This window comes from Thermolongibacillus altinsuensis, assembly GCF_004341205.1.
In the GTDB taxonomy this organism is placed as follows: Bacteria; Bacillota; Bacilli; order Bacillales; family Anoxybacillaceae; genus Thermolongibacillus; species Thermolongibacillus altinsuensis.
The window spans coordinates 165,356-189,274 of sequence record NZ_SLUL01000004.1; the positions used below are offsets into that span (position 1 = coordinate 165,356).

The window sequence follows — 23,919 nt, forward strand, 5'->3', positions numbered from 1 at the left end:
CTTATGTTTTAAAAATTTATTTTTAAGCTTTTGCAAGCTTTTTTGACACTGTTGACTCGCGCACAATCAATTGAAGCGGAAACTCGTAAATTTCTTTTTTTCGATATTTTCTTGACTGGATTTTTTCAACGATGATATCAACTGCTTTTTGTGCCATTTCTTTAACCGGTTGGTGAACTGTCGTAATCATCGGATCCATCAATTCAGTAATCGCTTGATTATCAAAGCCCACAATGGCTAAATCTTCCGGAACGCGATACCCGTGTTTCCGCGCCTCGGACAAAATGCCTGCTGCTACTTCATCGCTTCCCGTAAAAACAGCTGTCGGCGGATCCGGAAGCGTTATCATTTTTTGAAACACTCTCTTGCCATCAGCGATATTAAAGGCATCGCGAAAAGCATATCGCTCATCAAATGAAAGCTTATGTTCGGATAGCGCTTGACGGAAACCGATTTCACGGCTTTTTGCAACATTGCTTCGATATCCGCCACAACAATAAGCGATCTTTGTATGGCCTTGCTCAATCAAATGCTTCGTAGCAATGTATCCACCGTATACTTGGTCAAGCTTAACAGTAGGAACGTTTGCACGATCTTCAAATTCATTGCAAAGGACAATTGGGCCATAATCAAGGAAAGGTTCAATCTTTTCCCAATCATTTTGTAAAGAAGCGAGGATGACCCCGTCCACTTGCTTTGTTTTTAATAGATTCATATAGTTTAACTCTTTTTCTGGCGAATATCTTGTTTGACAAATGATAAGCTGATATCCATGATCAGCAGCAGCGATTTCCGTCGATTCGACCAACTGGCTAAAAAATGGGTTTGTAATTCTTGGAACGAACAGTGCAATGACATCTGTTTTTTGATTCCGCAAACTTCTTGCCGATGAATTAGGAACATACCCCAATTTGTTCATCGCTTCAATGACAAGCTTTCGTTTATCTTCTGATACGTATGGGTGATTATTAATCACGCGCGATACGGTCGTTCGCGAAAGCCCTGTCAATTTCGCAACATCTTCAATCGTAGACATTCTCCCTTACCCCCTTCTTGCAAAAGTGGATCCCCCCCTTTAAATATGAAAACGTTTTCACAAAAATTATAGATTAAAAGAGCTTGTATATGCAAGTAGTCATCGTAAAAAATTTTAAACTTTTTTTGATAAAAAAACTTCTGAAGCTTACATCGCTTCAGAAGTTTCTTTTTCAACGATGGTTGTAAATTGACGCTTATGTTGAATGGTAAAGTAGAAAAGCGTACCCGCAACCATAACGATAATAAACATCGCTAATTTTCCAACGTTTTCCCACATAAATGCGAAATCGCCGCTTGAAATGACCGCTTTAAAGCCAAATACCGAATACGTCATCGGCAACCATGCATTAAATGGTTGCAATGCTTTTGGAATGAGCTCAACCGGGAACGTTCCAGCGCTCGTTGTTAATTGTAAAATCAATACGATAATCGCAATAAATCGTCCCGGATCGCCAAAGACCGTAACGAGAAATTGAATAACAGAAAGAAATGTAATGCTTGTCGCAATGCTAAAGAAAATGAATCTCGGCACACTTTGCACCTCAATGTCTAAACCGATTAATAAAACCGAGTCGGCCAAAAGCGCTTGAAGAATGCCTACAATCACAAGCACACCAAACTTCGCAAAGAACCAGCTAAATGGTGAACGCGGTGTAGCTGCTGGTTCGCGCAACGGGAAGACAATCGATAAAAGAAGCGCCCCTACAAATAAACCTAACGATAAGAAATAAGGAGTAAAACCTGTTCCGTAGTTTGGCACTTCATTGATTTTTTCGTTTTTCACTTTCACCGGTTCAGCAAACATATCATATACATCTTTATTCGCTTTTACATCGCTCGCTTCTTTGGCGCCATCTTTCAATTTTGCTGCCAACTCGGCAGAACCTTCATCTAACTTTTTCATTCCGTCGTTTAGCTCGGTTGTACCATTTGTCAACTTTTCCATGCCGTCCACTAGCTGCCCAGAGCCATCCGCAAGCTGTTGCGCACCATCTTGAAGCTTATGAGAGCCCGAAGCAAGCTGTTCTAATCCGGAGGCGAGTCCGCCGCTTCCCTCCGCAAGTTTTTCTACTCCACTTTTCGCCTCAGCCATTTTTTCATTCAATGTTGTCATTCCTTGCACAAGTTGAGTCTGACCGCTTGCTAACACTTTCGCTCCATCGGCAAGCTGTTGTTGACCAGCAAGCAAGCGTTTCACGCCGTCACTTAACGCTACATGTCCTTGATGCAGTTGTGTGGCCCCTTGCGCGAGCTGATCAGCCCCGCCTTTTATTTTCACGGCTCCGGTCGCCAATTGATCGATTCCGTCCGCTACTTGCTTGCTTCCTGCAGCTAATTGAGCGATGTTCGCCTTTAACGCCTCATATGTTGCTTTTTGTTGCGGATCGGTTGTTTGAGCAATCAGCGCATCCAGTTGAACGACTAATTGCTCTAACCCCCCGCTCACTTTAGCCGCTCCTGCTTTTGTTTGCTCCGCTCCTTGCTGCCATTGAGTAAGGGATGCGGCAAGTTGGTTCGCGCCATGGCTCAATTGCTCAGAACCTTGCGCAAGTTGCGGAAGTTTTTCATCCATTTGCTTCATGCCACCAAGAACTTCATTTAACCCTGAAGAAAGCTGTTTGGAACCAACCTCTGCCTTTTTCGCTCCTGCAAGCAACTGCGATTGCCCTTCTTGCATGCGAACAAAACCATCATTTAATTGCCCTAGGCCGCTATTTAACTGTTCAGAACCGGAAGATGCTTTTTGTAATCCATCTTTAAATGCAATCGATTTTTCCGCTAACAACGTCAAATTTTTATAAATTTCTTCTGAACCATCTTTGGCTTGATTCATTCCATCATAAAGCTGCTCGGTTCCGTCTTTTGCCGAGCGAATGCCATCGTTTAATTGTTTTGCCCCATCACTCGCCTCACTTAATCCGTTTGCCATCTTTTTAATGTTGTCAAACATCGCTTCGGCGTACGTTGTCGTCAACGTGTTCGCGACTTCTTCCTTTATTTTCTCGACAGCAGTTCCGCCGATTTGCGCGGATAAAAAGTTAAAACTTTCATTCGGCATATAAATCAGTTTTAACTTTTCTGGATGATCCTCTTGCAATGTCGTTGCGTTTTTTGAAAAATCCTCTGGAATTTCAATAAGCATATAATATTTTTGTTGTTTTAATCCTTCTTTCCCCTCTTTTTCATCGACAAAATGCCAATCAAATTGCTTATTTTCCTTTAGCTTTTCAACGAGATCATCGCCGATGTGAAGCTCTTCACCGTTGAATGCGGCGCCTTTGTCGTTGTTCACAACAGCCACTGGCAGCTCATCTAAATGATCGTACGGATCCCAAAACGCCCATAAAAACATGCCGCTATATAAAAGCGGAATAAACAATACGGCAATAACAGGAATCAACATTTTTCGATTCGATGCCATCGCTTTGATCTCTTGAAAAAACAATGAAATTCCACGCAAACGACCTACCCCCTTTTTTTAGAATATTGACCATTTTGTTCATTTAGTCATTTTTTCTTAAAAAAATAGAAGGATCATCTATTTTGACAATCCTTTTAAAAAATATAACTCAAACAATTCGGCGATTTGTTCTTTTGACAGCGGCTCATGGGTTTGTTCCCATTCGAATACAAGAGCGATATACATTTTAAACATTAAAAAAGCAGTAATTTCTGGATTGCAATTTTTAATTTCACCTTTTTCAATGGCTGCTTCAATTTTTTGCTTAATGTAAGCGAGAATGGTCGATTCCAGCCGTTTCATGACTTCCTGCACAGCTGGCGTTCCGATTTCTTTTTCTTCCTGCAGCAATTTGATCAATAACTGATGCTTTTTGCGAAATTCTAAAAAACGATATAAGGCCCGATGAGCATTTTCAAAAAAGGAAAGATGCGGATCCACAACCTCTTCAGCCGCTTCTTTCATTTCGACAATCAATGATGACACAATTTCGTCCAATAGCTCTTCTTTGCTTTTAAAAAACGTATAAATGGTTCCTTTACCGACATTGGCAACTTTCGCGACTTGATCCATTGTCGTCGCCTTGTATCCGAATAATGAGAACGATTTCGTGGCCGCTTCAATAATTTGTTGTTTTTTATTTGACATTGTGCATCATCCTCTAATTGACTAAATGAACATTTTGGTCACTACGTTCAAAATCGTAGCATAACGGAAATGAAAATGCAACAAAAAAGAGGCTAACATTAGTTAACCTCTAAAAGCGACTTTTCATTCAAATACTGAAGCACTTTTTTCACCGCTTCTTCTCCTTGGTCAATGCAATCAGGTAAGCCTAGCCCTTCGTAAGAACTTCCCGCTAAGAAAACTCCCGGAAGCTGTTCATTCATTTGTTCTTTCACACGTTCCATTCGTTCGCGATGTCCGACAATGTATTGCGGCATCGATTGTTTCCATCTCGTCACAACAAAAAACTCTGGTTTTTGTGTGATATTCATAATTTTATTTAAATCATCCATCACGACTTTCACAATTTCTTCATCCGTTTGTTCGACAATCGCTTCATCTCCCGCGCGACCAACATAACAGCGCAATAACACTTTTCCTTCTGGAGTCGTATGCGGCCACTTTTTGTGCGTCCACGTACAAGCGGTAATCGTATAATCGCTGTCACGAGAAACGACAAATCCGGTTCCGTTAATATCTTTTACGATCGCTTCTTTCGGAAAAGCAAGCGCCACCGTTGCCACCGATGTGGATGGCATCGTTTGAAACGAAGCAAAGAAAGAGCATTGCGGGAATAAAGAAGGCAATGCCATGTGCGGCACAGCGAGAATAACGCTGTCCGCTTCCATTTTTTCACCGCTGCTTAAAAGCAATTCATAACGATTCCCGCTTTTTTCAATTCGTTCTACACGTACTCCTTTTCGTACCGTTCCGCGCTCCAATTTTTGCTCGATCGCTTCTACTAACGATTCAAGACCTGTTTTTAACGTTTGAAAGATTCCTTTTTCTTTCTTTTCCTTTCCTGTTTTCTTCGGTGTGGAGCGCTTCATTCCCAACACCAGGCTTCCGTGTTTTTGTTCTAAATGGAAAAATTGCGGGAATGTCGCCATTAAGCTTAGTTGATCAATATCCCCTGCATAAATTCCTGACAAAAGCGGTTCAATTAAATGATCAACCACTTCATCTCCTAAACGGCGGCGAAAAAATTGACCAAGCGAAATGTCCCCTTCTGTTTTTGTCGGCGGCAAAATGAAATCAGCTGCCGCGCGCAATTTTCCAAGCGGAGAAAATAACCCTGTCGTCACAAACGGAAGGATTTGTGTTGGAATGCCCATCACAGCTCCGCCAGGGATCGGATACAATTTTCGTTTGACGAGAACATACGATGTCCCAGTGGCGTTATGAACAAGCTGATCATCAAGGCCAACTTCATGGACAAGGCGAGAAGCGCTTAACTTTCTCGCCAAAAATGAATCAGGTCCCCGCTCAATAATAAAACCATCCTGATAAGCCGTTTGAATTTTCCCGCCAAGACGATGGCTTGCTTCAATCAAATGACACTCAATCGGAAGTTGTTTCGTGCGCGCTTCTTTTTGCAAATAATAAGCAGCCGTTAATCCTGTAATTCCTCCACCGATGACGACAACCTTCTGCTTTGCCTCGCTCATTTTGAATCGCCTTCTTTACCTAGATGTTTTAAAACAACGGTTGCTAAAGCATCAATAAATTGTGGTTGAGCATTTGGCATTTCCGGACGATAATAGCTAGCTCCAATTTCTTCAGTCACCTGTTTGCACTCGATGTCATTATCATAAAGAACTTCCAAATGTTCAGAAACAAAGCCCACTGGAATATAAACAAAGGCGGTATACCCTTTTTCTTCGTGAAGTTGACGCGTTAGATCTTGCACATCTGGACCTAGCCAAGGTTCCGGCGTATTTCCTGCGCTTTGCCATCCAATGACATAGTTTTGTATTCCTGCTTTTTCGGCGATTAAATCCGCTGTTTCCTGCAATTGCTGCGGATATGGATCGCCCATTTCAATAATCTTTTCAGGCAAGCTGTGCGCTGAAACGATCAGCACTGCTTTCTCGCGCTCTTCTTCCGACATTTTTGCATACGTTTCTTTTACTTTATTCACCCAATAGTCAATGAATTTCGGCTCTTGATACCAACTTTCAATCGAATGGATGCGCGGCCCGCCTAAACGTTCCGCTTCTGCTTTCGCTCGTCCATTATACGATTGGACGCTAAACGTTGAAAAATGCGGAGCAAGCACAATGCTCACGGCTTCCTCGATTCCATCTTCATGCATTTGGCGCACCGCATCTTCCACAAACGGTTCAATATGCTTTAATCCAAGGTACATTTTAAACTCGATTTCATCTTGCACTTCGTTTAATCGTTCCTCTAATTTTTTTGCTTGCTCAAGCGTAATTTTCGCAAGCGGAGAAATGCCTCCGATCGCTTCATAACGTGCTCGCAACTCTGCAAGCATCTCTTCTGACGGCTTTCTGCCGCGGCGAATATGCGTATAATAACGTTCTAAATCTTCTTCTTTATAAGGCGTTCCGTACGCCATCACAAGCAATCCCATTACTCTTCTCGACATACACCCACTCATCCTTTATCGTCTCCTAATCTTTTCACGCTTTTTTTGCAGAATAATCATGAATAAAAGCGGTTAAACGCTTTAACGTTTCTGGCTTGATTTGTGGGAAAATTCCATGCCCCAAATTAAAAATATATCCGCCTGGATGAGACATGCCCTCATCTAAAATTCGCTTGACACGCTCTTCAATCACTTCCCACGGTGCCAGTAAGACGGCTGGGTCAAGATTTCCTTGCAACGCTTTTGTCATTCCCATCTCCCGCGCTTCTTTAATGGAAAGACGCCAATCAAGCCCAACAACGTCTAACGGCAAGTCATGCCATTCTTTCGCTAAATGGCTTGCTCCGACGCCAAACATAATGAGAGGAACATTTTCTTCGCGAAGCGCTGAAAAAATTCGTTCCATTGTCGGTTTAATAAAGTAGCGATAATCTTGCGCGTTGACAGCACCGACCCAAGAATCGAAAATTTGAATCGCGCTCGCCCCAGCACGAATTTGCGCTTTTACATAGCGAATCGTCATATCCGCTAATTTATCCATTAACGCAAACCATGCTTTTGGCTCAGCGTACATAAACGCTTTCGTTTTATTGTAGTTTTTCGATGGCCCACCTTCAATCATGTAGCTAGCAAGAGTAAATGGTGCACCCGCAAAGCCGATGAGCGGAACATTCAGTTGTTCGGTCGTTAACAAGCGAATCGTTTCTAATACATACGGAACATCATGTTCTGGATCGATTTCTCCCAATCGTTCGACATCGGCAAGGGAACGAATCGGGTTTGAAATAACCGGGCCAATTCCGGCTTTAATATCGACATCGACGCCGATCGCTGGAAGCGGTGACATAATATCTTTATAAAGAATCGCTGCATCGACATTATATTGTTCAACTGGCAAACGAGTAACATAAGCGCACAACTCTGGTTGATGCGTAATTTCAAAAAGTGAATACTTTTCTTTTAACGCTCGATACTCAGGCTGCGATCTTCCTGCTTGTCTCATGTACCATACTGGCACATGCTCTGTTTTTTCTCCGCGACAGGCGCGCAAAAATGTATCGTTAAATTTCATTCATCTTCCATCCTTCCTACTTTAATCACTATACGCCTAGTTTATCGAAAACCGTCGATAGTTTCCACCAACTAAAAATATACCATTTTTTTGTTCTCTGTATAGCAACAATGTTAAACGTTCGAAAAATCGACATGAGTTCAAAAATGGAGCCGTTTATGAAGAAAATGGTAAAATAAACACGGAACAAGTGAATCAGGGAGGAAATTGCAATGAAAAAAATCTTTATCACAAACGGAACAATTGATTATTTGCATCAGCTGCGTGAACGCTATCCATCCGAAACCATGTTGTTGCTTAGCGAAGGCGACGGAGCTCTATTAGTTCATGAAACCGATGGAGAAACCGTTTTTAATGAACCTCGGCCATACGAAATATTAGATGCGGCAGGCGAGCTTGGCGGGGCATTTGCGGTTTTCAACAATATTCCCGTTACCGATGAAGGCCGTCCATTATTTGAACATCGCTTTAGCCAACGCGCTCGCTTGATTGAAAAAGAACCGGGATTTGTCGCCATTCGCGTTCTTCGTCCATTGAAAAGCGATACATACATCATTATGACGCTTTGGGAAAATGAAACTGCCTTTAAAAACTGGCAACAATCAAAAGCATACGAAAAAGCGCATCAAAAACGAGGAACAGAAGAAGGAAGCAGCCAACAACCGTCCATTTTCCCTCGCCCTTCTTATGTAACCACGTATGTCATTGCAAACGAAAAAGAATAAAAGGCTGACTCCCCGTCAGCCTTTAATCATTCCACGCATTCATTCCGCCTTTGACGTTAATGACATTTTTAAATCCATTTTTCACCAATATTTTCGTTGCTTGATTGCTGCGCATGCCACTTTGACAAATGACGACCGTTTCTTTTTCACGGTCAAGTTCATGAAGCCGTGAAGAAAGTTCATGAAGCGGAATATTTTTAAATGGCTTAATGTGTCGAGCACGAAATTCAGCGGTTGTGCGCACATCTACAAACTGGCGATTTTTTCGATCGTTTAACAATGCTTTTAATTCATCTGGAGTGATATGTTTGACCCCTTTTGTTGGCAACATTTTCGTAATAACCAAATAGAATAGCAGCAAAATGAGAATGCCATTCACAATCATGCTTATCATCATTTCACCCTCCACTAATACATATATGGGTATATTAATTTGTTTTTATGCCATTTGTCAATTCCTCATGATATAATGGAAACAAAAACCAAAGGAGCGAATGCCCGTGATTGAAAAGTTATTTGCTCGCTTGCAATCGTATTACGACGAAATGGTCGCCATTCGCCGCTATCTTCATCAACATCCAGAGCTTTCCTTTCAGGAATATAAAACTGCCAAATACATCGCTGACTATTATAAAAAGTTAGGCATTCCGGTGCGCGAGAATGTCGGCGGCAATGGGGTCGTCGCCAAAATCGTTGGAAAAAACGAAGGAAAGACCGTCGCTTTGCGCGCAGATTTTGATGCATTGCCTATTCAAGATGAAAAAGACGTCCCGTATAAATCCACCGTTCCAGGTGTTATGCATGCATGCGGGCACGATGGCCATACCGCCACATTACTTGTGCTTGCAAAAGTGCTACATGAATTGCGTGACGAATGGGAAGGCACGATCGTCCTTATTCACCAACATGCAGAGGAATATGCGCCAGGCGGAGCCATTTCCATGATTGAAGATGGATGTTTGGAAGGAGTCGAAGTCATTTTCGGCACGCATTTATGGGCAACAGAACCAACGGGAACGATTCAATATCGGGTTGGACCGATTATGGCCGCAGCGGACCGTTTTGAAATCGTCATTCAAGGGTCAGGAGGACATGGAGCCCAACAGCATAAAACAAAAGATGCGATCGTCATTGCTTCCCAACTTGTTTTAAACTTGCAGCAAATTGTAAGCCGACGCGTGAATCCGTTGCAGCCGGCTGTTGTTTCGATCGGTTCGTTTGTCGCTGATAACGCTTTTAATGTCATTGCGGATACAGCCAAACTTGTCGGAACCGTGCGCACATTCGATGAAAAAACACGCACGGACATCGAACATGAAATTGAACGCATTGTCAAAGGGACGTGCTTGGCAGCCGATTGTACGTACAGCTATACGTATACGCGCGGATATCCACCTGTTGTCAATCATGAAGAAGAAACAAACTTTTTAATCAAAATAGCCGAACGAGTCCCTGAAGTGACGCATATTGTGGAAGCTGAACCGCACATGGGCGGGGAAGATTTTGCTTACTATTTACAACATGTAAAAGGAACGTTTTTCATCACAGGAGCGAAATCGGAACAAACAACCAATCCATTTCCACATCATCATCCAAAATTTGATTTCGATGAAAAAGCGATGCTCATCGCTGCCAAAACGCTCGGTTTGGCTGCGATTGAATACATGAAAAAATAAGAAGCGGATCTCCCGCTTCTTATTTTTATTTCCATCTTTTCGGTGTATATATAAACAAGAAGATCCAAAGAAAGAACATTCCTCCAGCAAAGGAAAGAAGCGCAGCTAACCTGCTTTCTGTCCATAAAACAATGAGCGAAAAAACGAGCAATTGCACCGTTAGTAAGCAAAACAAGAAGCGGAAAAACGACTTTTTCTTTTGGTGATCATCTAACGGATACAACTGCAATAACGTATGTCCGCGATGATGGTGAAACAACGGAAGCAGCTGAAGTGCTGTGGCGTAAAGAAAAAGGATTGCGATCAGCACTTTTCCGTATGAGATGGCATAAATCAACAATGACCCAATGATCGTCAATCGAACGTATATCCCGAAATAATCACCTGCTCGGAAAAACGTACGGGCATGTAAATAAACATACGCATTTTCTTGTTTTTCGCCGATGAACGACAGCAAAAAATCAAGCCATTTTCTCCGTTTCACCGTTTGTTTTAAATGCGGAACATCCGTAAATAAATTGGCTAAGCGATAAAACGCATGCATTCGTTTTCGTTCCTGTTCAAGCAACCGCTCCCACTTTAATCCTTTTTGTTTCGTCGCTTTATGAAAATAAAGAATCAAAGCAGCCATGATCAAAATCAAACTAACCAAAAAAGGAAAAGATTTCGTTAATGTAAAATAAACGAAAAGGAAATTGAGCATCGCCCGCGCAACAAAACTAAGACGATGCGTAAGCGGCTCCACAAAAAAGTTTCCCTTCCACTCGATCATCATATTCCACGCTTTTAGCATAAGCAAACCGAGGAAAAAAAGCAGCCATGATGATTCCGCAAATTTTAAATGAAGCGGAGTGAAAGCAACAAGTAACATCAACAACACATATGCCTGCATAACAAAGCTAAAAATGCATGCTCGAAGGAAATAAGGCGCTAATGCTTTTTCCGCTGGCAACAAGAAAACAAGATCCGCTTCTTTTGATAACGTTCGTACGGGACTGCGCGTCAAAAAGAATGAAAAAAAGAGCGACGCAACGAACGCATAAGGAAATGACTCGAGCTCATCGACCCATCGTTTATAAAAAACAGCACCTGCACCGATTCCAATCAACAATACAAATAGCAAATGATCGTTCAACATATAGCGTAAATAGCGCTTGATTTCATGGAAATGTGCAATAAAGCGTTGTTTCCATAATTGTTTTCCGTCAATCATCTTCCTCTTCCTTCGTCAATTGTAAATAAATTTCATCTAACGTTGCATTCGGCAACTGCAATTGCTGTTGCAACATCGGCAATGAGCCTTTCGCTTTTACTTTGCCATTATGCAAAATGACGAATGAATCGCAGTAGCGCTCAGCTGTCGCTAAAATATGCGTTGACATTAAAATTCCTGCACCTTTTTCCTTCATCTCGTTTAACAAATCAAGGAGAGATTGAATGCCAAGCGGATCTAAGCCGACAAACGGCTCGTCAATGATATATAACCGCGGCTCTACTAAAAAGGCGCACATAATCATGACTTTTTGCTTCATTCCTTTAGAAAAATGAGCAGGAAACCATTTTAACTTCTTTTCCATTCGAAATTTTTTCAATAAAAGCGGCAACCGCCGTTCATAGTCGGCTTTTTTCACCCCATACGCCATCGCTGTCAACTGAAGATGTTCTTCTAACGTTAACTCTTCGTAAAGCAACGGCATTTCCGGAATGTATGTAAATTGTTTTCGATACTCATGTGGCTCTTGTTGAAACGTTTTTCCGTTAATGGATATCGTCCCTTTTCGCGGCTCCATTAACCCGATAATATGCTTAATGGTCGTACTCTTCCCCGCCCCATTTAAACCAATTAAACCAACTATTTCTTTTTCATTTACTGTAAACGAAAGGTCATTTAAAACATTTTGATTGGTATAACCACCGTAAAGATTTTTCACTTCCAGCAACGCCATATTCATTGATCCCTTTCTACATCATTATTTTTTATTTTAACAAATCCGATGAATAAGCAAAAGTGAAAGAGGATAGGATAATAACCGAAGAGGGACAAACAATCAAAAGTAGTGATTCGCAATGTCAAAAGCAGAGAAGTTCAAGAACATGATGAAATGAGGTGTCTACGGGCCGCACATTTGTTAGCCTGTAACAACTTGCCAATGAGGTGTTCACAAAAGTCACCAAATGCACTCCCGATCAAAAGGGGATGGTCATCTTGAACAAGAAATTGCTCGCATTTGCGTAAAAAATCTACTGATAAATGAGGTGTTTCCAAAAGACACTGAATAACCTTCCCTCTTCAACGCGAGCAGGATGCTTCCTTCAACGGATTTTGCATCCTGCTCTTTCCGTTTTCATCACAAAACAATTCTATGTTAAAATGAAGCTAAAAATGGAAAGAAAGGTGGAATTTTTATGAGCGACTGTATTTTTTGCAAAATCATTAACGGAGAAATTCCTTGTGCAAAAGTATTTGAAAACGAACATGTTCTTGCATTTCTCGATATTAGCCAAGTAACGAAAGGGCATACGCTCGTTGTTCCAAAAGTACATAAAGAAAATATATTTGAGCTTACTCCAGAAATTGCAAGCCATTTATTCGAAGTTGTTCCAAAGATTGCAAATGCCATTCAAAAACAATTTTCTCCTCTCGGTTTAAATGTGTTAAGCAACAACGGAGAAGTTGCCGGACAAACCGTATTCCACTACCATATGCACTTAATTCCGCGCTACGGCAAAGGCGACGGCTTTGGTGCGGTATGGAAATCGCATGAAAGCGAATATACATTCGCTGATTTAAAAGAAATTGCCGAACAAATTCAACAAGCATTATAAAAAGGAGTCGATTTCGTCGACTCCTTTTTTTATTTCGCTTCCTCTAAAGCGCCTTTTAGCGATTCGTCTTTTACTTTGACATCTGCTTTTTTCATTAGTTTCTCTAATTCAGATTGTACTTTCGTTTGGTCTAGCTTGCTTCGTTTTACTTCAAACTCAATTTCATCTTTCATTTCTTCAAATGATTTTTTCTCTTCCTTATCCGTTACCTTAATGATATGGTAACCGTAATCCGTTTTAACAGGGTCGCTAATTTCGCCTACTTTCAATGAATAAGCAGCATCCTCAAATTCCTTAACCATTTTTCCAGGACCGAACCAGCCCAAGTCACCGCCATTCGCTGCCGAACCCGCATCTTTTGAGTATTCTTTCGCTAATTTTGCGAAATCCTCGCCTTTTTCGAGTTTTTCTTTAATTTCTCTTGCCGTTTTCTCATCATCGACTAAAATATGGCTCGCCTTTATTTTCGGTTTATATTCATCATAATACTTTTTCAATTCTTCTTCTGTCACTTTTACGTCTTTCATCGCGGCTTTTTGGCGTAATAAATCTAATTTCACCATTTTACGAATCGCTTCTTCTCCGTTTTGCTGCACAGCGAGCTCATATTGCATGCCATACATTTCTTTTAACTTGTCCATTTCTTTTTCGATTTCTTTGTCTGTTACTTTAAATTCTTTGCTCAACACTTTTTCATGCACGAGATCACGCAACACTTCTTTACCGAAGCGAGCCTTCATTTCGTTATAAAGCTCTTCTTTTGTAATGTTTCCTGCCTTCGTTTCAACGATCACATCCGCATCGCTGTTGCAAGCGGAAAGAGCTAAAATGGTTGCCGCCGTTGAAACTGCAATTACCCACTTTTTCATTTTTTCTCACAACTCCTACTATTAATTTATTCGCATCAAAAATCACAACATTAACTATAATACCATATTTTTTCACGAAGCTAAAACGTTTTAGTCACAAATCCGCCCATACATTTCCTTCACATTGAACATAAGATACAGTGTCGAAAGTGCTACGAAAAGGAGGTGGCCTACATGAGCGCAGGTTGTGGCGGAGGATTTGCGTTAATCGTTGTGTTGTTCATTTTATTAATTATTGTCGGCTGTGCATGTTTATTTTATTAAGCATACTAAAAACGGGAAAGCTGACAGGAAAACTGTCAGCTTTTTTACGTAAATAGCACTTCAATGTAGGAAGAAATAAGCAAAATGGTAATGAGCACATTGATCGTTCGAAAAACTTTCGGCTGTTTTTCTTCCGGGATTTCTTTTTGAATACAAAGCGTATTCGTGAGCTGGTTAATAAAAAATAAAATGACGGTTGCAAGGGGTATGAAATACAAAGTCAATATGATTCCCCTCCTATTTCTCTCTTTCCCTTTTATGTACAAAAGACTTACTCAAATACTTTACAACGATTTTCCTAATAAATCAATAACATCATTTCATTATCGCGCTCATTCCGCTAAAATAATACACATGATGATACAAAAAGGAGCAAAAAAAGAAATGGACACGTTAAAAAAGAAAATGAGCACGTTAGAAGAACGAATAGCGAAACTGGAATATTATCATTCTTTATTGCTGCAAATGATCGACCGTGAAAAGAAACCGTTTTATTATTTAATTATGCAAGCTGGACTAACAAAAGAAGAAGTGGATGAAACGTTAAAGCTATGCGAAACCTTAAGTGAAGAATACGAAAAACAAAAAGCGGAAGGATTGATCGTCTTCACTCCGCTTTTAACTCATTTTGCTGGAATGCTTCATCCGAAACTTCCGCTCGAACAAACAATCGACGCTTTATTGAAACAGCAAATGTTTGTTCCTTTGATGACCGAATTCCAGCAATTATTACAAAAACTTGATGAATTATAAACTCTCTACTTCTTCTTTTTCTTTACGCTCATTTTTCTTTCTTAAACTCCCGTCTTCCTCGATAAATTCGTTTTCGATATTTTGAAAAGAACGCTCAAAGATTTGCATAAAGTCGTCTCCGTAAATATTTCGAATAATACACATCATTTCTAAAAATTCCGGAAATTTTCCGTATAAATCATATAACGGTAACGCTCCATTAAATACAGAGTTATGTTTTGGATCATATGATTCCATTAATTTTAATAAAATTTCTTCCCCTTTTTCGGTTAATTCGATATACGTATTTCGCTTATCATCTTCTTTTTTAGAAAAGGAAAGCAATCCTCGTTCCTCTAATTTTTTTGAAAAGTTAAATGCTGTTGATACGTGCATCACACCAAACTTAGCAATCTCTGAAATAGATGCTCCTTTTAAATGATAAGCAATCCATAAAATGTGATGCTCGTTAATGTTGAGGTCAAAAGGCTTAATCCATTGCTGCCAATCTTTTTCGATCGACTTCCATAACGCTTTGCTTAGTTGTGCAATTCGTTGGCTAAATAGCATTGCCTCTTTTATAGAATAATGTCGTTCCGTGATTTTCATCTCTCCACCCACTTTTCTATGTTCACTTCTTTTATTTCTTATTATGCCAGTAAAATAACAATTAATAAAGATGGAAATTTTAGAATTTTTCAATAATGTTTCAAATAAAAATAGATGATGAACACCCCTTACATAGGAGGAGGGAATATGATTATTGGAAGTTTCATCATCAGTTTTTTTTGTCTTTGTTTCATGATCGCAACACTTTTATCATTAAATAAAGCGCGAATGTATCCACCAAAAAAAGTGTTGAGACAGCGGATCGGGCTATACGGTAGTCTTGCCTTCCTGTTTTTGATCATCGCTCTTATTTCCATCCGTTTTCAATAAGGAAAAAACCGATCGAAAAGGATCGGGTTTTTCTCTATTTTATTGCTGCACAGCCAGTTTGGCACGCCTAAAAATCGATTGCACAATTGGATAAAGAACGATCATGACAATCGTATTGACAACTGTAGCAGGAAGCACGACAGCAACAAATAAACTAGAGAACGTTGTTCCACCTGGCAGACCGACAATGAGAAGCGCTGCCGTCAAGAACACGATTCCAGAAATGACTGTGCCGATCGCTGTAAGTAAAGAGGCTGTTACAGTCGAAGACACCCTCTTTTTCACAATTAATAAAAGTGTAAAAAAGAAGAAAGCGGTCACGAGTTTATCAATTACATTCGGAAGAAAGCCTCCCGGAAAACTCGTTGTCATCCCTGAAATAATTCCTGTCGCTATCGCCAACAAACCGACTGCTGTTTTGTTTGGAAATAGCAAAATGCCCAAAAACATCATCGTTAACATCATGTCAGGCTTCATTCCGAAGAAAAATCCCGGAATAACAGCGTGCAATACCGCCCCGATCCCAACAAACAAAGCTAGTAACACTAACACTCTCGTATTCATTTCTCATCTCTCCTCGTCTAATCTCTTACTCATCTCAAATAAATTTAGTATCATTATATCACTTTAAAGTAATAAGGTGAAGAAAAAATTTTCAGGAAACATTCTTTTTAAATTTCTGCATAAAGTCTACTAGCACTTCGCACGCTTCATAATCGACTGCATTATAAATCGAAGCACGGCATCCACCGACAGAACGATGGCCGGCTAAACCGATCAATCCTCTCTCTTTGGCCTCGGTTAAAAACTTTTTTGTCAGCTCCTCGTTCGGTAATGTAAACGTGACATTCATAAATGAACGGCTTCCTTTTTCTGCATGTGCCCGATAAAAACCGTCGCTTTCATCGATGCAGTTATATAAAAGAGCAGCTTTTTCTCTGTTTCGTTTTTCAATCGCTTTCACACCACCTTGCTCTTCTACCCATTCTAACACAAGCGATAGCATATAAATCGCAAATGTTGGCGGCGTATTGTAAAGCGAACGGCTCTCGCTATATGTTTTGTAGTTTAACATGGTCGGAAGCGAGTCAGAACTTTTCTCAAGCAAATCTTTGCGAATAATGACAACCGTTACACCAGAAGGCCCTAAATTTTTTTGCGCCCCCGCATAAATAAGCGCAAATTTCTCAACATCAATTTCACGGCTCAAAATATCACTGGACATATCAGCAATTAAATTTGTCACTACGTTCGGAAATTCATGCCACTGTGTTCCAGCGATCGTATTGTTCGATGTAATATGCAAATAAGCAGCATGATCGGAAAGACGAATATCATCGATTTTTGGAATATATTTGTAACGATCTTCTTTCGATGATGCCGCAACATGCGTCTTTCCGACTTTTTTCGCTTCTTTCAATGCTTTATCTGACCAAGAGTCCGTTAATACGTAGTTTCCTACTTCGCCCTCATGAAGCAAATTCATCGGTACCATTGAAAATTGCAAGCTTGCTCCGCCTTGTAAAAATAAAATATCATGTGTTTCGGGAACGTTCATTAGTTTTCTCAATAGCGTTTGCGCTCGATTATGTACAGCATCATATTCTTTGCTGCGATGGCTTAATTCCATCACCGACATGCCCGTATTTTGAAAGTTCAGCAATTCTTCTTGCGCTCGCTTCAAAACAGAAAGCGGAAGCGATGACGGACCTGCATTGAAATTGTACGCTCGTTTCACTGTTTTCTCCCCCTCAAAATATTCTCAAAAATTTAATAATATATATCCTAACATGAAAAGAGAAAAAGTGAAGCGAATTTTTTGTGAATTTAGAAAAAATAAAATTTACAAGGACCCTTGCTGTTTTGCACGCGCTTGGCGAATTCGCTCCATATACACTTCTCCTTCTTTTTCAATCATCGCCTCGTCGATTGCTCTTTCTTTCGCAGCTGTCCGAATCGCCATGTATCCGCTAACGATAATTCCCAAAATGATAAGTGCTACAAACATCTTTCTACCTCCTCATTCGCTTGTCTTAGTTCACAATTATGCAAAAAACGAACAAAATAGAAGCATTTTAAGAAGGAAAACGAACATTTTTAACGAATAGTCCATAAAAAAGAGTTTTCACAAAGGGGATGTCGCGGAGATGAAAACATATACATTAACGGTTTTTGAAAAAACGGGAGAAAAATTGCTTGAAGAAACGTTCACAGCGGCAAGCGATGAAGAGGCCAAAAAAATTGGCGAACAAAAACTAAAAGAGAAACATTATGAAGAAAAGACGCACCGTTGCACGTCATCAAGCGGAAAGCTCATTCTTTTTCATCGATAAAAGCCCCGATCAAACGTCGGGGCTTTTAAACAATTCATCCATAATTTTTAATTTTTCATTTGTATAGTGCACATAATTTTCGTTGTATACTTTCGGCTCTTTCGGATTCGCAAAGCGCGTAATTTTTCCTGTTTGCGGATGAACAAATTTGCTCGCTGCTCCACAACCAAGCCCAATAATCGCTTGTTGCTCCTCCATGATCATAATGTTATAAATACTTTCTTGTCCTGGAAGCGCATAACCGACATTTTCAAGGTTGCCGAGAATATTTTTTTGACGATACAAATAGTAAGGAACATATCCATTTTTCTTCGTCCAATGTTGAGCATTTTTCATCATCGCGCTAATTTCATCGCGATCTGCAACTTTGTACTTTTCCTTGTTTTTTGTCATTTCTGAAGCACGCTTAAATGACAACGTATGAACGGTTACGGACTCTGGCATTAATTTTTCTGTCTCCGCTAACGTATAGTTAAACTCGTCGACTCCTTCGCCTGGAAGGCCAATAATTAAATCCATGTTAATATTGTTCATTCCCATTTCCCGCGCCAGATGGAACTTTTCGATCGTCTCTTCCACTGTATGATGACGACCGATCGCTTTTAACGTTTCTTGAATATATGACTGCGGATTAATACTAATCCGATCAATGTTCCACTTTTTTAATACAGCTAGTTTTTCCGGTGTAATCGTGTCAGGTCGGCCAGCTTCAACCGTAATTTCACGAACGTTTTCAACATTTGGAAACGACTTATACATGTGTTCATACAACATGTCCATTTCCTCGGCCGTAATGCTTGTCGGCGTACCGCCGCCATAATAAATGGTCGTAATGTTGATGCCGCGCTCTTTTAAAAAGCGCCCGATTTCTTGCATTTCATAATGAAGCCCGCCAAGAAACGAATCAACAGACCCTTGACGGCCGTTAATCGCATAAGCCGGAAACGTGCAATAAGCGCACTTGGTCGGACAGAATGGAATTCCGATATAAATGCTCACTTCATGAGACAAATTGTACAAATCTGGAACAACTGCTAATTGCCGATCCACAATTTCCTGCATTAATTGGATTTTTTCGTCCGTTACTAAATAGTCTTCTCGCAATTGTCGATGCGCTTCTTCCTTTGTTAAACCGGAACGCAATTTTTGGTGAAGCAATTTAACGGGACGAACTCCTGTTAAAATTCCCCAATGCTGCAACAATCCCGTATAATCTTGAAACAATGTTAAATACACATGAGAAACCGCATTTTTTATTTGCTTCAAACGTTCCTTCTCGTCATTCGTTCTCCATTCTCTTTCATAATGAGCGGTGAACGTTTTTCCTGTTTTCACTTCTTGCAATATTCCTTCAACAACCAAAGAAGAACCTTCATTTATATTCATCGTCACGAGTACATCCGCATGCTCCATCGGCAACAGCGACACTTCTTTTTCTTCAAAAAACAAATCCGTAATGACTTCCATCGGACGCTGAAACAGCTCAATCGGATATAATCCGCTAATTTGAATGCGCAATTGAATCACCTTTCACTTCAAAGTGTCAAACTCATTTAAGTTTACAGAAGAAGTGAAAAGTTCGTCAAGAAACAACAAAAGGAAAGCGGAGAATCATTTCTGCTCCGCTATACGTATTTTTTGTAAAAATTCAGGGCGTTGCTGCTTGCGAAAATGTTCCTTAATCATGTAAGCGACACCGAGCTGCTCGTTTGAACGAGTCACCCAATTCGCTGCTTTTTTCGCTTCGTTCGGCGCATTTCCCATCGCGACTCCCAATCCAGCTGCTTCAATGGCTGGAATATCATCCATTCCATCGCCAATGACAACCATTTCTTTTAGCGAAATGTTCAGTTCTTTTCCAAGGCGGATTAACCCATTTAACTTCGAAACACCGCTTGGTAAAATTTCTATTCTTCCTTGTTGCTGTTTTTTTAATTGAATGCCCGTAAATGCGTTTTGCAACGTTTCAACAGCTTCCTCTCGCTCTTCTTCACTTGCGAAAAAAACATCGATTTTAGCAACGTCAATCGGTTCATCACGCAATACATCACCAAGAGAATCGACAAATTGCGTCGGATAAAAAAACGGATCGCCATAAGTTAAGATCGTCTTTGCGACCATGTTGTTTTGTATTTTTTTACGGTTGCCAAGTGAGTATCGTTCATGCAAAAGACGAATATTGCAATCAAAATTTTCTAATATTTGCACAATATTGAATGCTTTTTCTGCTGGAATCATCGATTCATATAATTTTTCATCAAGCGATCTTCCAATGACCGCTCCGTGAAATGTAATGAGAAATGAATCAAGCTTCAACGCTTTTGCCACTTTTTTGGCGGACATAAAATTGCGCCCTGTCATAAGCGTAATATATACATCTTTTTTCTTAACAAATTCAATCGCTTCTTTCGTTCCTCGTTCCAGACGACCATTATTTTTTAATAATGTTCCATCAATGTTCAGCGCAAGCAACTTATAGATCATTTTGTCTCCCCCTCGATGTCGTCATATCTCTTCATCACCATAGCTATGACAACTTCATAAAAAAAAGAACACTCATTTTCATGAGCGTCCTGCATACAAATCTTCAATCGGGCGAAACATCGCGTTTGTTACTTGTGCAAATAGCTCATTCAAACGCTGTTCCGCTTGAATGAGCTTTCCTAATTTGCCATTTGCTTCGATTGATGCCATTGCCCGTTGTAATGCCTCTATTTCCCTCTCAGTTACTTCGAATCCGTTCATCTGTTTTGTCTGTATCTCCTGCTGCATCGATCGAAAATGCTCGAACATTTGCCTCGCTGCGCTGTCCCGTTGAATCTCCGCATACGCTTGACGAAGCTGCGCAAACGGTTGGCTGTGGCGAATCGCTTCTTCTAAATGTTTCGCTGCTTCAAGAACGGTCATGGACATACAAATGCCTCCCTTATTGTACTCTCCTCTTTACCTTATGAACCCAAATCCATTTGTATGCCTTATTGAATGACCATTCCGATGATTCCTTGCAATAATCCAATGATCCCGCCTAACAAAGCTCCCACATATGTAATCATTTTAAATTCTCGTCGGGAAATCTCTAAAATCATCGCTTCTAATCGTTCGACAGAAAACGACTCTACTTCCGTTCGCACAATCTCTTCTAACTGAAGGCGTTCCACCCACACATCCACTCGTTCTGTTAATGCTTGAATAAACGAACGAACGAGCTTTGGAATCCATTCATTTCGTAAACGTTCATGATAAGGAAGAATAATCTGACCGATTGGTTTGGTAAGATATTGTTCAAAGCCGATGTTTGGAATGACTTTTTCCTTTAAGAAAACGACAACCGTTTCACGATCAATCCAACGCTCCAAGTCCGAAACGCGATACGTTTTTACTTTTTCCCATTCTTGCATAAGCAAATTGAGCAATAATTGTTTTGCACCGTCACTGTGCAAAAATTTAATGATTTCTGGCTGCACTTTGTCGGCTAAACTGACATTGCCAAGAAACATTTGAATCATATTTCCAAACATTCCGCGGCTTTGTAAAAATTCATTAATCATCGCATCAATTCGCTGCTTTCCTTCTTCGCTTTCAAAATACTCGCTTATTTTTGCCAAAATATAGCTCGCTACAGAAGGAATCGTTTCTTCTACTTTATACAATACCGATTGAGGAAATACCTCATGAATCGGACGATTTTGATTTCTTTCTGCTATTTCGCCATATCTTTTTTCCACATATTCGCCTATTTTTTCATTCATTTTTTTGATCGGTTGTTCAACGCCTACCTTTTCAAGCCATTCCGCAATCGTCCGTTCGCTTTGAAGCCACTTTTCAACTTCCTTTTGCGCTCCATTTACCATTTCTTGTATAAACTTCTCATCGTTCATTTTCCGGCGAATTCCTTCCGGTGTCAGTAAATGTTCAACAACCATTCGTCCAAGTTGCTGGGCTAATTCTTGACGTCGTTTTGGAATTAATCCAGGTGTAAACGGCAAACGCTTTCCGCCTATATAAATCGGTTTGTATGGTCTAAACAACATTTTAATCGCTAATGCATTCGTTACCCCGCCGATTAAAGCGCCGACAACAATCATAAACAATAAATAGAAAAAAAGCCCCATAATGATCTCCTTTCTTTCAAAGGATTACCCTAAACATTCATTATAGGGCTTGTCCGTAGGAAGCGCAAATTTAATCGTGACGAATGCGCTGAATGAGCTGTTGAGCGGTATCCATACAATGAGTTAATAACTGAAGAAACATTTCTTTTTCCGTCTTATTTTTCGTATGAAGCAACGCTTGTTCATATAAACCAATTTTTCTTAACTCTTTGATCAATAAGTCAAAATCATTCAAATGGCTTTCATCTTTTTCGTTGTTTTGTTTTTCATAGTAATGTCCCGCATTCAACAAATAAATATACTGAAGAAACGCTTCCTCCTCCTTACTGAGCGCCTCATCTTGTTCCATTAAATTTCGTAACACTTGAACCATCATTGTTTTCACCTCTAAAATATATAAATTCGAATTGCCGATGACATTTTTGTTCGGGGGAAGTGGCAGAAGTTTATCACCTCTTTAAAAGAGCTATGCAACAGAAACAGAAACGATGAATACTTTTTTCGACATCATCCACAATAACGGTTAAAAGGGGGGATCAAATTTGAAGCGAAAAGACTCTTACTATGAAGGTCGAGAGCAATATGAGATGGATATTGATCGAATGATTAATGAAGGAATGGCAGGAGGAAATGTCTACTCTTGTTACAATGCCACCAACATTGAAGAAGCAAGAGATTTACCAGAACAACAACCGCCACATGAAATCAAATAAATCAAACACTGAAGCGGCAAGAGAACAACTCTTGCCGCTTTGAATTGATATCATTGACCTTAAAAGCGCTTTCTTTGATATAATGCATATGACGATGGGAGACGAAAGGAATTGGGGAATCATGATCGAAAAATTGCGAGCACATTATAAAGATGCCATTGTCATTGACGAACCAACAAACCATCCTGAACGATATGAATGGTTTTCATCCAAAAACGGGGAAGTCATCGGCATTCAAAAAGATCGATTGACCGTCAAAGAAAGAGAGCTTTTATCCATTTTCTTAACCCCTCTTGCTCAACCTTCCATATGGATGAACGATGAACAACGAATGTGGTATCGTTTTTTAATCCAAAAAGATCAAGAGGCGTTTGCCAAACTACCATCCAGTTTATATGATCGTTTTATTTATTTTCAGATTCAAAAAGCGGCCGTAGACCAACAAGATTTTACAGAAGCGCTGAAAGGATTATTTCCTCCTGATGTTGTCATCGTCTGGGAAGATGAGCATCAAGTGATTGTCATTGAGAAAAAAAGCGAAGAAGAGAACAACTTCTTTTCTCTCAGCGATCTCATTGATACGTTATGCAGCGATTTTTACATTCAGCTACGTGCCTATATCGGTCAAAAATGCCGACACTCTCCTGAGCTGTTGCATCTCTTTGCCGCAGAAAAGCGCTATTTTCAATTGGCCGCTGCCAACATACCAAAACAAAAAGTATACTCAATTGAAGATGTGTTTCCGCTTTTGTTGATGAAAAATTTCGATTTATCGTACGCCACTTACTTTTTAAATGATGTAAAAGATGATCTACAACTTCTTGAAACCGTCAAAACATTTTTTGAATGTAACTTGAACGCATCGCTAGCAGCGAAAAAATTGTACATGCACCGCAACAGCTTACAGTATCGAATCGATAAATTTATTGAAAAAACAGGGGTTGATATTAAACAATTTAAAGGAGCAATCGCCACCTATTTAGCCATTTTGTATAACGAACAAAATGATTTTTAAGCACATTGCTCGAAAACGTTTTCTTT

At 40.1% G+C, this 23,919-nt stretch carries 29 protein-coding genes; 9 read left to right on the plus strand and 20 right to left on the minus strand.

The genetic code is table 11. The features are described from left to right. Positions 1-22 precede the first annotated feature (22 nt). From EDD69_RS04980 to hemE, 6 genes are all read right to left on the minus strand, one after another. Positions 23-1,036, minus strand: coding sequence for a LacI family DNA-binding transcriptional regulator (locus tag EDD69_RS04980; RefSeq protein ID WP_132947869.1), 1,014 nt, complete (start codon positions 1,034-1,036; stop codon positions 23-25). 147 nt (positions 1,037-1,183) lie between these two features. Beyond that, on the minus strand, positions 1,184-3,499 hold the full coding sequence (locus tag EDD69_RS04985; protein ID WP_279388132.1) for a YhgE/Pip domain-containing protein: 2,316 nt from the start codon (positions 3,497-3,499) through the stop codon (positions 1,184-1,186). 78 nt (positions 3,500-3,577) lie between these two features. Further along, positions 3,578-4,147 (minus strand): TetR/AcrR family transcriptional regulator, encoded by a 570-nt coding sequence (locus EDD69_RS04990; RefSeq protein WP_132947870.1) that lies wholly within the window; start codon positions 4,145-4,147, stop codon positions 3,578-3,580. A 98-nt stretch (positions 4,148-4,245) separates the two neighbouring features. Next, positions 4,246-5,673 carry a protoporphyrinogen oxidase gene (gene hemY / locus EDD69_RS04995; protein WP_132947871.1) on the minus strand — a complete coding sequence of 476 codons (1,428 nt, stop codon included), beginning with the start codon at positions 5,671-5,673 and terminating at the stop codon, positions 4,246-4,248. After that, positions 5,670-6,617, minus strand: a complete 948-nt coding sequence (gene hemH, locus EDD69_RS05000; RefSeq protein ID WP_132947872.1) for a ferrochelatase — start codon at positions 6,615-6,617, stop codon at positions 5,670-5,672. The genes hemY and hemH overlap by 4 nt, the downstream gene beginning before the upstream one ends. Before the next feature lie 34 nt (positions 6,618-6,651). Then, a complete protein-coding gene (gene hemE / locus EDD69_RS05005) occupies positions 6,652-7,689 on the minus strand; it encodes a uroporphyrinogen decarboxylase (RefSeq protein ID WP_132947873.1) in 1,038 nt (345 codons plus the stop codon). Between the two features lie 212 nt (positions 7,690-7,901). On the opposite strand from hemE, the gene EDD69_RS05010 reads away from it, so the two are divergent. Further along, positions 7,902-8,414 carry an antibiotic biosynthesis monooxygenase family protein gene (locus EDD69_RS05010; RefSeq protein ID WP_132947874.1) on the plus strand — a complete coding sequence of 171 codons (513 nt, stop codon included), beginning with the start codon at positions 7,902-7,904 and terminating at the stop codon, positions 8,412-8,414. 22 nt (positions 8,415-8,436) lie between these two features. Here the strand turns inward: EDD69_RS05010 and EDD69_RS05015 are convergent, their stop codons facing one another. Beyond that, complete coding sequence (locus EDD69_RS05015) at positions 8,437-8,811, minus strand: rhodanese-like domain-containing protein (protein WP_207893247.1); 375 nt, start codon at positions 8,809-8,811, stop codon at positions 8,437-8,439. A 103-nt stretch (positions 8,812-8,914) separates the two neighbouring features. Between EDD69_RS05015 and EDD69_RS05020 the strand changes: the two genes are divergently transcribed. After that, the gene (locus EDD69_RS05020) at positions 8,915-10,090 is read left to right on the plus strand and encodes a M20 family metallopeptidase (RefSeq protein ID WP_132947875.1); all 1,176 of its coding nucleotides are present in this window, start codon (positions 8,915-8,917) and stop codon (positions 10,088-10,090) included. Positions 10,091-10,115: 25 nt separating this feature from the next. Here EDD69_RS05020 and EDD69_RS05025 read toward each other — a convergent pair whose 3' ends face one another. Then, positions 10,116-11,303: an ABC transporter permease gene (locus EDD69_RS05025; protein ID WP_132947876.1), complete on the minus strand. Its 1,188-nt coding sequence runs from the start codon at positions 11,301-11,303 to the stop codon at positions 10,116-10,118. After that, entirely contained in the window at positions 11,296-12,036 is a 741-nt protein-coding gene (locus tag EDD69_RS05030; RefSeq protein WP_132947972.1) for an ABC transporter ATP-binding protein, read from the minus strand. Before EDD69_RS05030 ends, EDD69_RS05025 begins: the two co-directional genes overlap by 8 nt. Before the next feature lie 460 nt (positions 12,037-12,496). Here EDD69_RS05030 and EDD69_RS05035 point away from each other — a divergent pair, with 460 nt between their 5' ends. Beyond that, positions 12,497-12,916, plus strand: a complete 420-nt coding sequence (locus EDD69_RS05035; RefSeq protein ID WP_132947877.1) for an HIT family protein — start codon at positions 12,497-12,499, stop codon at positions 12,914-12,916. Positions 12,917-12,945: 29 nt separating this feature from the next. Here the strand turns inward: EDD69_RS05035 and EDD69_RS05040 are convergent, their stop codons facing one another. Continuing rightward, positions 12,946-13,785 carry a peptidylprolyl isomerase gene (locus EDD69_RS05040; RefSeq protein WP_132947878.1) on the minus strand — a complete coding sequence of 280 codons (840 nt, stop codon included), beginning with the start codon at positions 13,783-13,785 and terminating at the stop codon, positions 12,946-12,948. Positions 13,786-13,959: 174 nt separating this feature from the next. Here EDD69_RS05040 and EDD69_RS05045 point away from each other — a divergent pair, with 174 nt between their 5' ends. After that, positions 13,960-14,049 carry a YjcZ family sporulation protein gene (locus EDD69_RS05045; protein WP_132947879.1) on the plus strand — a complete coding sequence of 30 codons (90 nt, stop codon included), beginning with the start codon at positions 13,960-13,962 and terminating at the stop codon, positions 14,047-14,049. 44 nt (positions 14,050-14,093) lie between these two features. Here EDD69_RS05045 and EDD69_RS05050 read toward each other — a convergent pair whose 3' ends face one another. Next, positions 14,094-14,273, minus strand: coding sequence for a hypothetical protein (locus tag EDD69_RS05050; RefSeq protein WP_132947880.1), 180 nt, complete (start codon positions 14,271-14,273; stop codon positions 14,094-14,096). 181 nt (positions 14,274-14,454) lie between these two features. On the opposite strand from EDD69_RS05050, the gene EDD69_RS05055 reads away from it, so the two are divergent. After that, the gene (locus EDD69_RS05055; protein WP_132947973.1) at positions 14,455-14,802 is read left to right on the plus strand and encodes a YhaI family protein; all 348 of its coding nucleotides are present in this window, start codon (positions 14,455-14,457) and stop codon (positions 14,800-14,802) included. Here EDD69_RS05055 and EDD69_RS05060 read toward each other — a convergent pair. Next, positions 14,797-15,390 (minus strand): HTH-type transcriptional regulator Hpr, encoded by a 594-nt coding sequence (locus EDD69_RS05060; protein ID WP_207893249.1) that lies wholly within the window; start codon positions 15,388-15,390, stop codon positions 14,797-14,799. The genes EDD69_RS05055 and EDD69_RS05060 overlap by 6 nt on opposite strands. Positions 15,391-15,537: 147 nt before the next feature. On the opposite strand from EDD69_RS05060, the gene yhzF reads away from it, so the two are divergent. Further along, complete coding sequence (yhzF, locus tag EDD69_RS05065) at positions 15,538-15,720, plus strand: membrane protein YhzF (RefSeq protein ID WP_132947882.1); 183 nt, start codon at positions 15,538-15,540, stop codon at positions 15,718-15,720. 39 nt (positions 15,721-15,759) lie between these two features. On the opposite strand, the gene EDD69_RS05070 is transcribed toward yhzF, so the two are convergent. From EDD69_RS05070 to EDD69_RS05080, 3 genes are all read right to left on the minus strand, one after another. Then, positions 15,760-16,284, minus strand: a complete 525-nt coding sequence (locus EDD69_RS05070; protein WP_132947883.1) for a tryptophan transporter — start codon at positions 16,282-16,284, stop codon at positions 15,760-15,762. A 91-nt stretch (positions 16,285-16,375) separates the two neighbouring features. Continuing rightward, positions 16,376-17,458, minus strand: a complete 1,083-nt coding sequence (gene serC, locus EDD69_RS05075) for a 3-phosphoserine/phosphohydroxythreonine transaminase (RefSeq protein WP_132947884.1) — start codon at positions 17,456-17,458, stop codon at positions 16,376-16,378. Positions 17,459-17,563: 105 nt separating this feature from the next. Beyond that, entirely contained in the window at positions 17,564-17,728 is a 165-nt protein-coding gene (locus EDD69_RS05080; protein ID WP_132947885.1) for a sporulation YhaL family protein, read from the minus strand. Between the two features lie 139 nt (positions 17,729-17,867). Between EDD69_RS05080 and EDD69_RS05085 the strand changes: the two genes are divergently transcribed. Then, a complete protein-coding gene (locus tag EDD69_RS05085) occupies positions 17,868-18,053 on the plus strand; it encodes a YhzD family protein (RefSeq protein ID WP_132947886.1) in 186 nt (61 codons plus the stop codon). 9 nt (positions 18,054-18,062) lie between these two features. Here EDD69_RS05085 and EDD69_RS05090 read toward each other — a convergent pair whose 3' ends face one another. The 5 genes from EDD69_RS05090 to EDD69_RS05110 form a co-directional block, all read right to left on the minus strand. Beyond that, positions 18,063-19,580, minus strand: a complete 1,518-nt coding sequence (locus EDD69_RS05090) for a coproporphyrinogen III oxidase (RefSeq protein ID WP_207893250.1) — start codon at positions 19,578-19,580, stop codon at positions 18,063-18,065. 84 nt (positions 19,581-19,664) lie between these two features. Next, complete coding sequence (locus EDD69_RS05095) at positions 19,665-20,537, minus strand: Cof-type HAD-IIB family hydrolase (protein ID WP_132947887.1); 873 nt, start codon at positions 20,535-20,537, stop codon at positions 19,665-19,667. Positions 20,538-20,615: 78 nt separating this feature from the next. Further along, entirely contained in the window at positions 20,616-20,966 is a 351-nt protein-coding gene (locus EDD69_RS05100) for a YlbF family regulator (RefSeq protein ID WP_243643044.1), read from the minus strand. A gap of 62 nt (positions 20,967-21,028) precedes the next feature. Then, entirely contained in the window at positions 21,029-22,165 is a 1,137-nt protein-coding gene (locus EDD69_RS05105; RefSeq protein ID WP_132947888.1) for a DUF445 domain-containing protein, read from the minus strand. Between the two features lie 70 nt (positions 22,166-22,235). Further along, positions 22,236-22,538: a hypothetical protein gene (locus EDD69_RS05110; protein WP_132947889.1), complete on the minus strand. Its 303-nt coding sequence runs from the start codon at positions 22,536-22,538 to the stop codon at positions 22,236-22,238. Between the two features lie 169 nt (positions 22,539-22,707). Between EDD69_RS05110 and EDD69_RS15255 the strand changes: the two genes are divergently transcribed. Continuing rightward, positions 22,708-22,878: a hypothetical protein gene (locus EDD69_RS15255; protein WP_165871724.1), complete on the plus strand. Its 171-nt coding sequence runs from the start codon at positions 22,708-22,710 to the stop codon at positions 22,876-22,878. 121 nt (positions 22,879-22,999) lie between these two features. Then, complete coding sequence (locus EDD69_RS05115; RefSeq protein ID WP_132947890.1) at positions 23,000-23,893, plus strand: PucR family transcriptional regulator; 894 nt, start codon at positions 23,000-23,002, stop codon at positions 23,891-23,893. Positions 23,894-23,919 lie beyond the last annotated feature (26 nt).

Coding starts and splice junctions, on each gene's coding strand:
- EDD69_RS04990 (WP_132947870.1), bottom strand. CDS start 4,147: ATGTCAAATAAAAAACAACAAATTATTGAAGCGGCCACGAAATCGTTC.
- EDD69_RS05010 (WP_132947874.1), top strand. CDS start 7,902: ATGAAAAAAATCTTTATCACAAACGGAACAATTGATTATTTGCATCAG.
- hemE (WP_132947873.1), bottom strand. CDS start 7,689: ATGAAATTTAACGATACATTTTTGCGCGCCTGTCGCGGAGAAAAAACA.
- yhzF (WP_132947882.1), top strand. CDS start 15,538: ATGATTATTGGAAGTTTCATCATCAGTTTTTTTTGTCTTTGTTTCATG.
- EDD69_RS05055 (WP_132947973.1), top strand. CDS start 14,455: ATGAGCACGTTAGAAGAACGAATAGCGAAACTGGAATATTATCATTCT.
- EDD69_RS05105 (WP_132947888.1), bottom strand. CDS start 22,165: ATGGGGCTTTTTTTCTATTTATTGTTTATGATTGTTGTCGGCGCTTTA.
- EDD69_RS05080 (WP_132947885.1), bottom strand. CDS start 17,728: ATGTTTGTAGCACTTATCATTTTGGGAATTATCGTTAGCGGATACATG.
- EDD69_RS05110 (WP_132947889.1), bottom strand. CDS start 22,538: ATGGTTCAAGTGTTACGAAATTTAATGGAACAAGATGAGGCGCTCAGT.
- hemH (WP_132947872.1), bottom strand. CDS start 6,617: ATGTCGAGAAGAGTAATGGGATTGCTTGTGATGGCGTACGGAACGCCT.
- EDD69_RS05085 (WP_132947886.1), top strand. CDS start 17,868: ATGAAAACATATACATTAACGGTTTTTGAAAAAACGGGAGAAAAATTG.
- EDD69_RS05035 (WP_132947877.1), top strand. CDS start 12,497: ATGAGCGACTGTATTTTTTGCAAAATCATTAACGGAGAAATTCCTTGT.
- EDD69_RS05025 (WP_132947876.1), bottom strand. CDS start 11,303: ATGATTGACGGAAAACAATTATGGAAACAACGCTTTATTGCACATTTC.
- EDD69_RS05100 (WP_243643044.1), bottom strand. CDS start 20,966: ATGTCCATGACCGTTCTTGAAGCAGCGAAACATTTAGAAGAAGCGATT.
- EDD69_RS05045 (WP_132947879.1), top strand. CDS start 13,960: ATGAGCGCAGGTTGTGGCGGAGGATTTGCGTTAATCGTTGTGTTGTTC.
- EDD69_RS05015 (WP_207893247.1), bottom strand. CDS start 8,811: ATGATGATAAGCATGATTGTGAATGGCATTCTCATTTTGCTGCTATTC.
- EDD69_RS05115 (WP_132947890.1), top strand. CDS start 23,000: ATGATCGAAAAATTGCGAGCACATTATAAAGATGCCATTGTCATTGAC.
- EDD69_RS05060 (WP_207893249.1), bottom strand. CDS start 15,390: ATGAAAATCACGGAACGACATTATTCTATAAAAGAGGCAATGCTATTT.
- EDD69_RS05070 (WP_132947883.1), bottom strand. CDS start 16,284: ATGAATACGAGAGTGTTAGTGTTACTAGCTTTGTTTGTTGGGATCGGG.
- EDD69_RS04980 (WP_132947869.1), bottom strand. CDS start 1,036: ATGTCTACGATTGAAGATGTTGCGAAATTGACAGGGCTTTCGCGAACG.
- EDD69_RS05095 (WP_132947887.1), bottom strand. CDS start 20,537: ATGATCTATAAGTTGCTTGCGCTGAACATTGATGGAACATTATTAAAA.
- EDD69_RS05040 (WP_132947878.1), bottom strand. CDS start 13,785: ATGAAAAAGTGGGTAATTGCAGTTTCAACGGCGGCAACCATTTTAGCT.
- hemY (WP_132947871.1), bottom strand. CDS start 5,673: ATGAGCGAGGCAAAGCAGAAGGTTGTCGTCATCGGTGGAGGAATTACA.
- EDD69_RS05030 (WP_132947972.1), bottom strand. CDS start 12,036: ATGGCGTTGCTGGAAGTGAAAAATCTTTACGGTGGTTATACCAATCAA.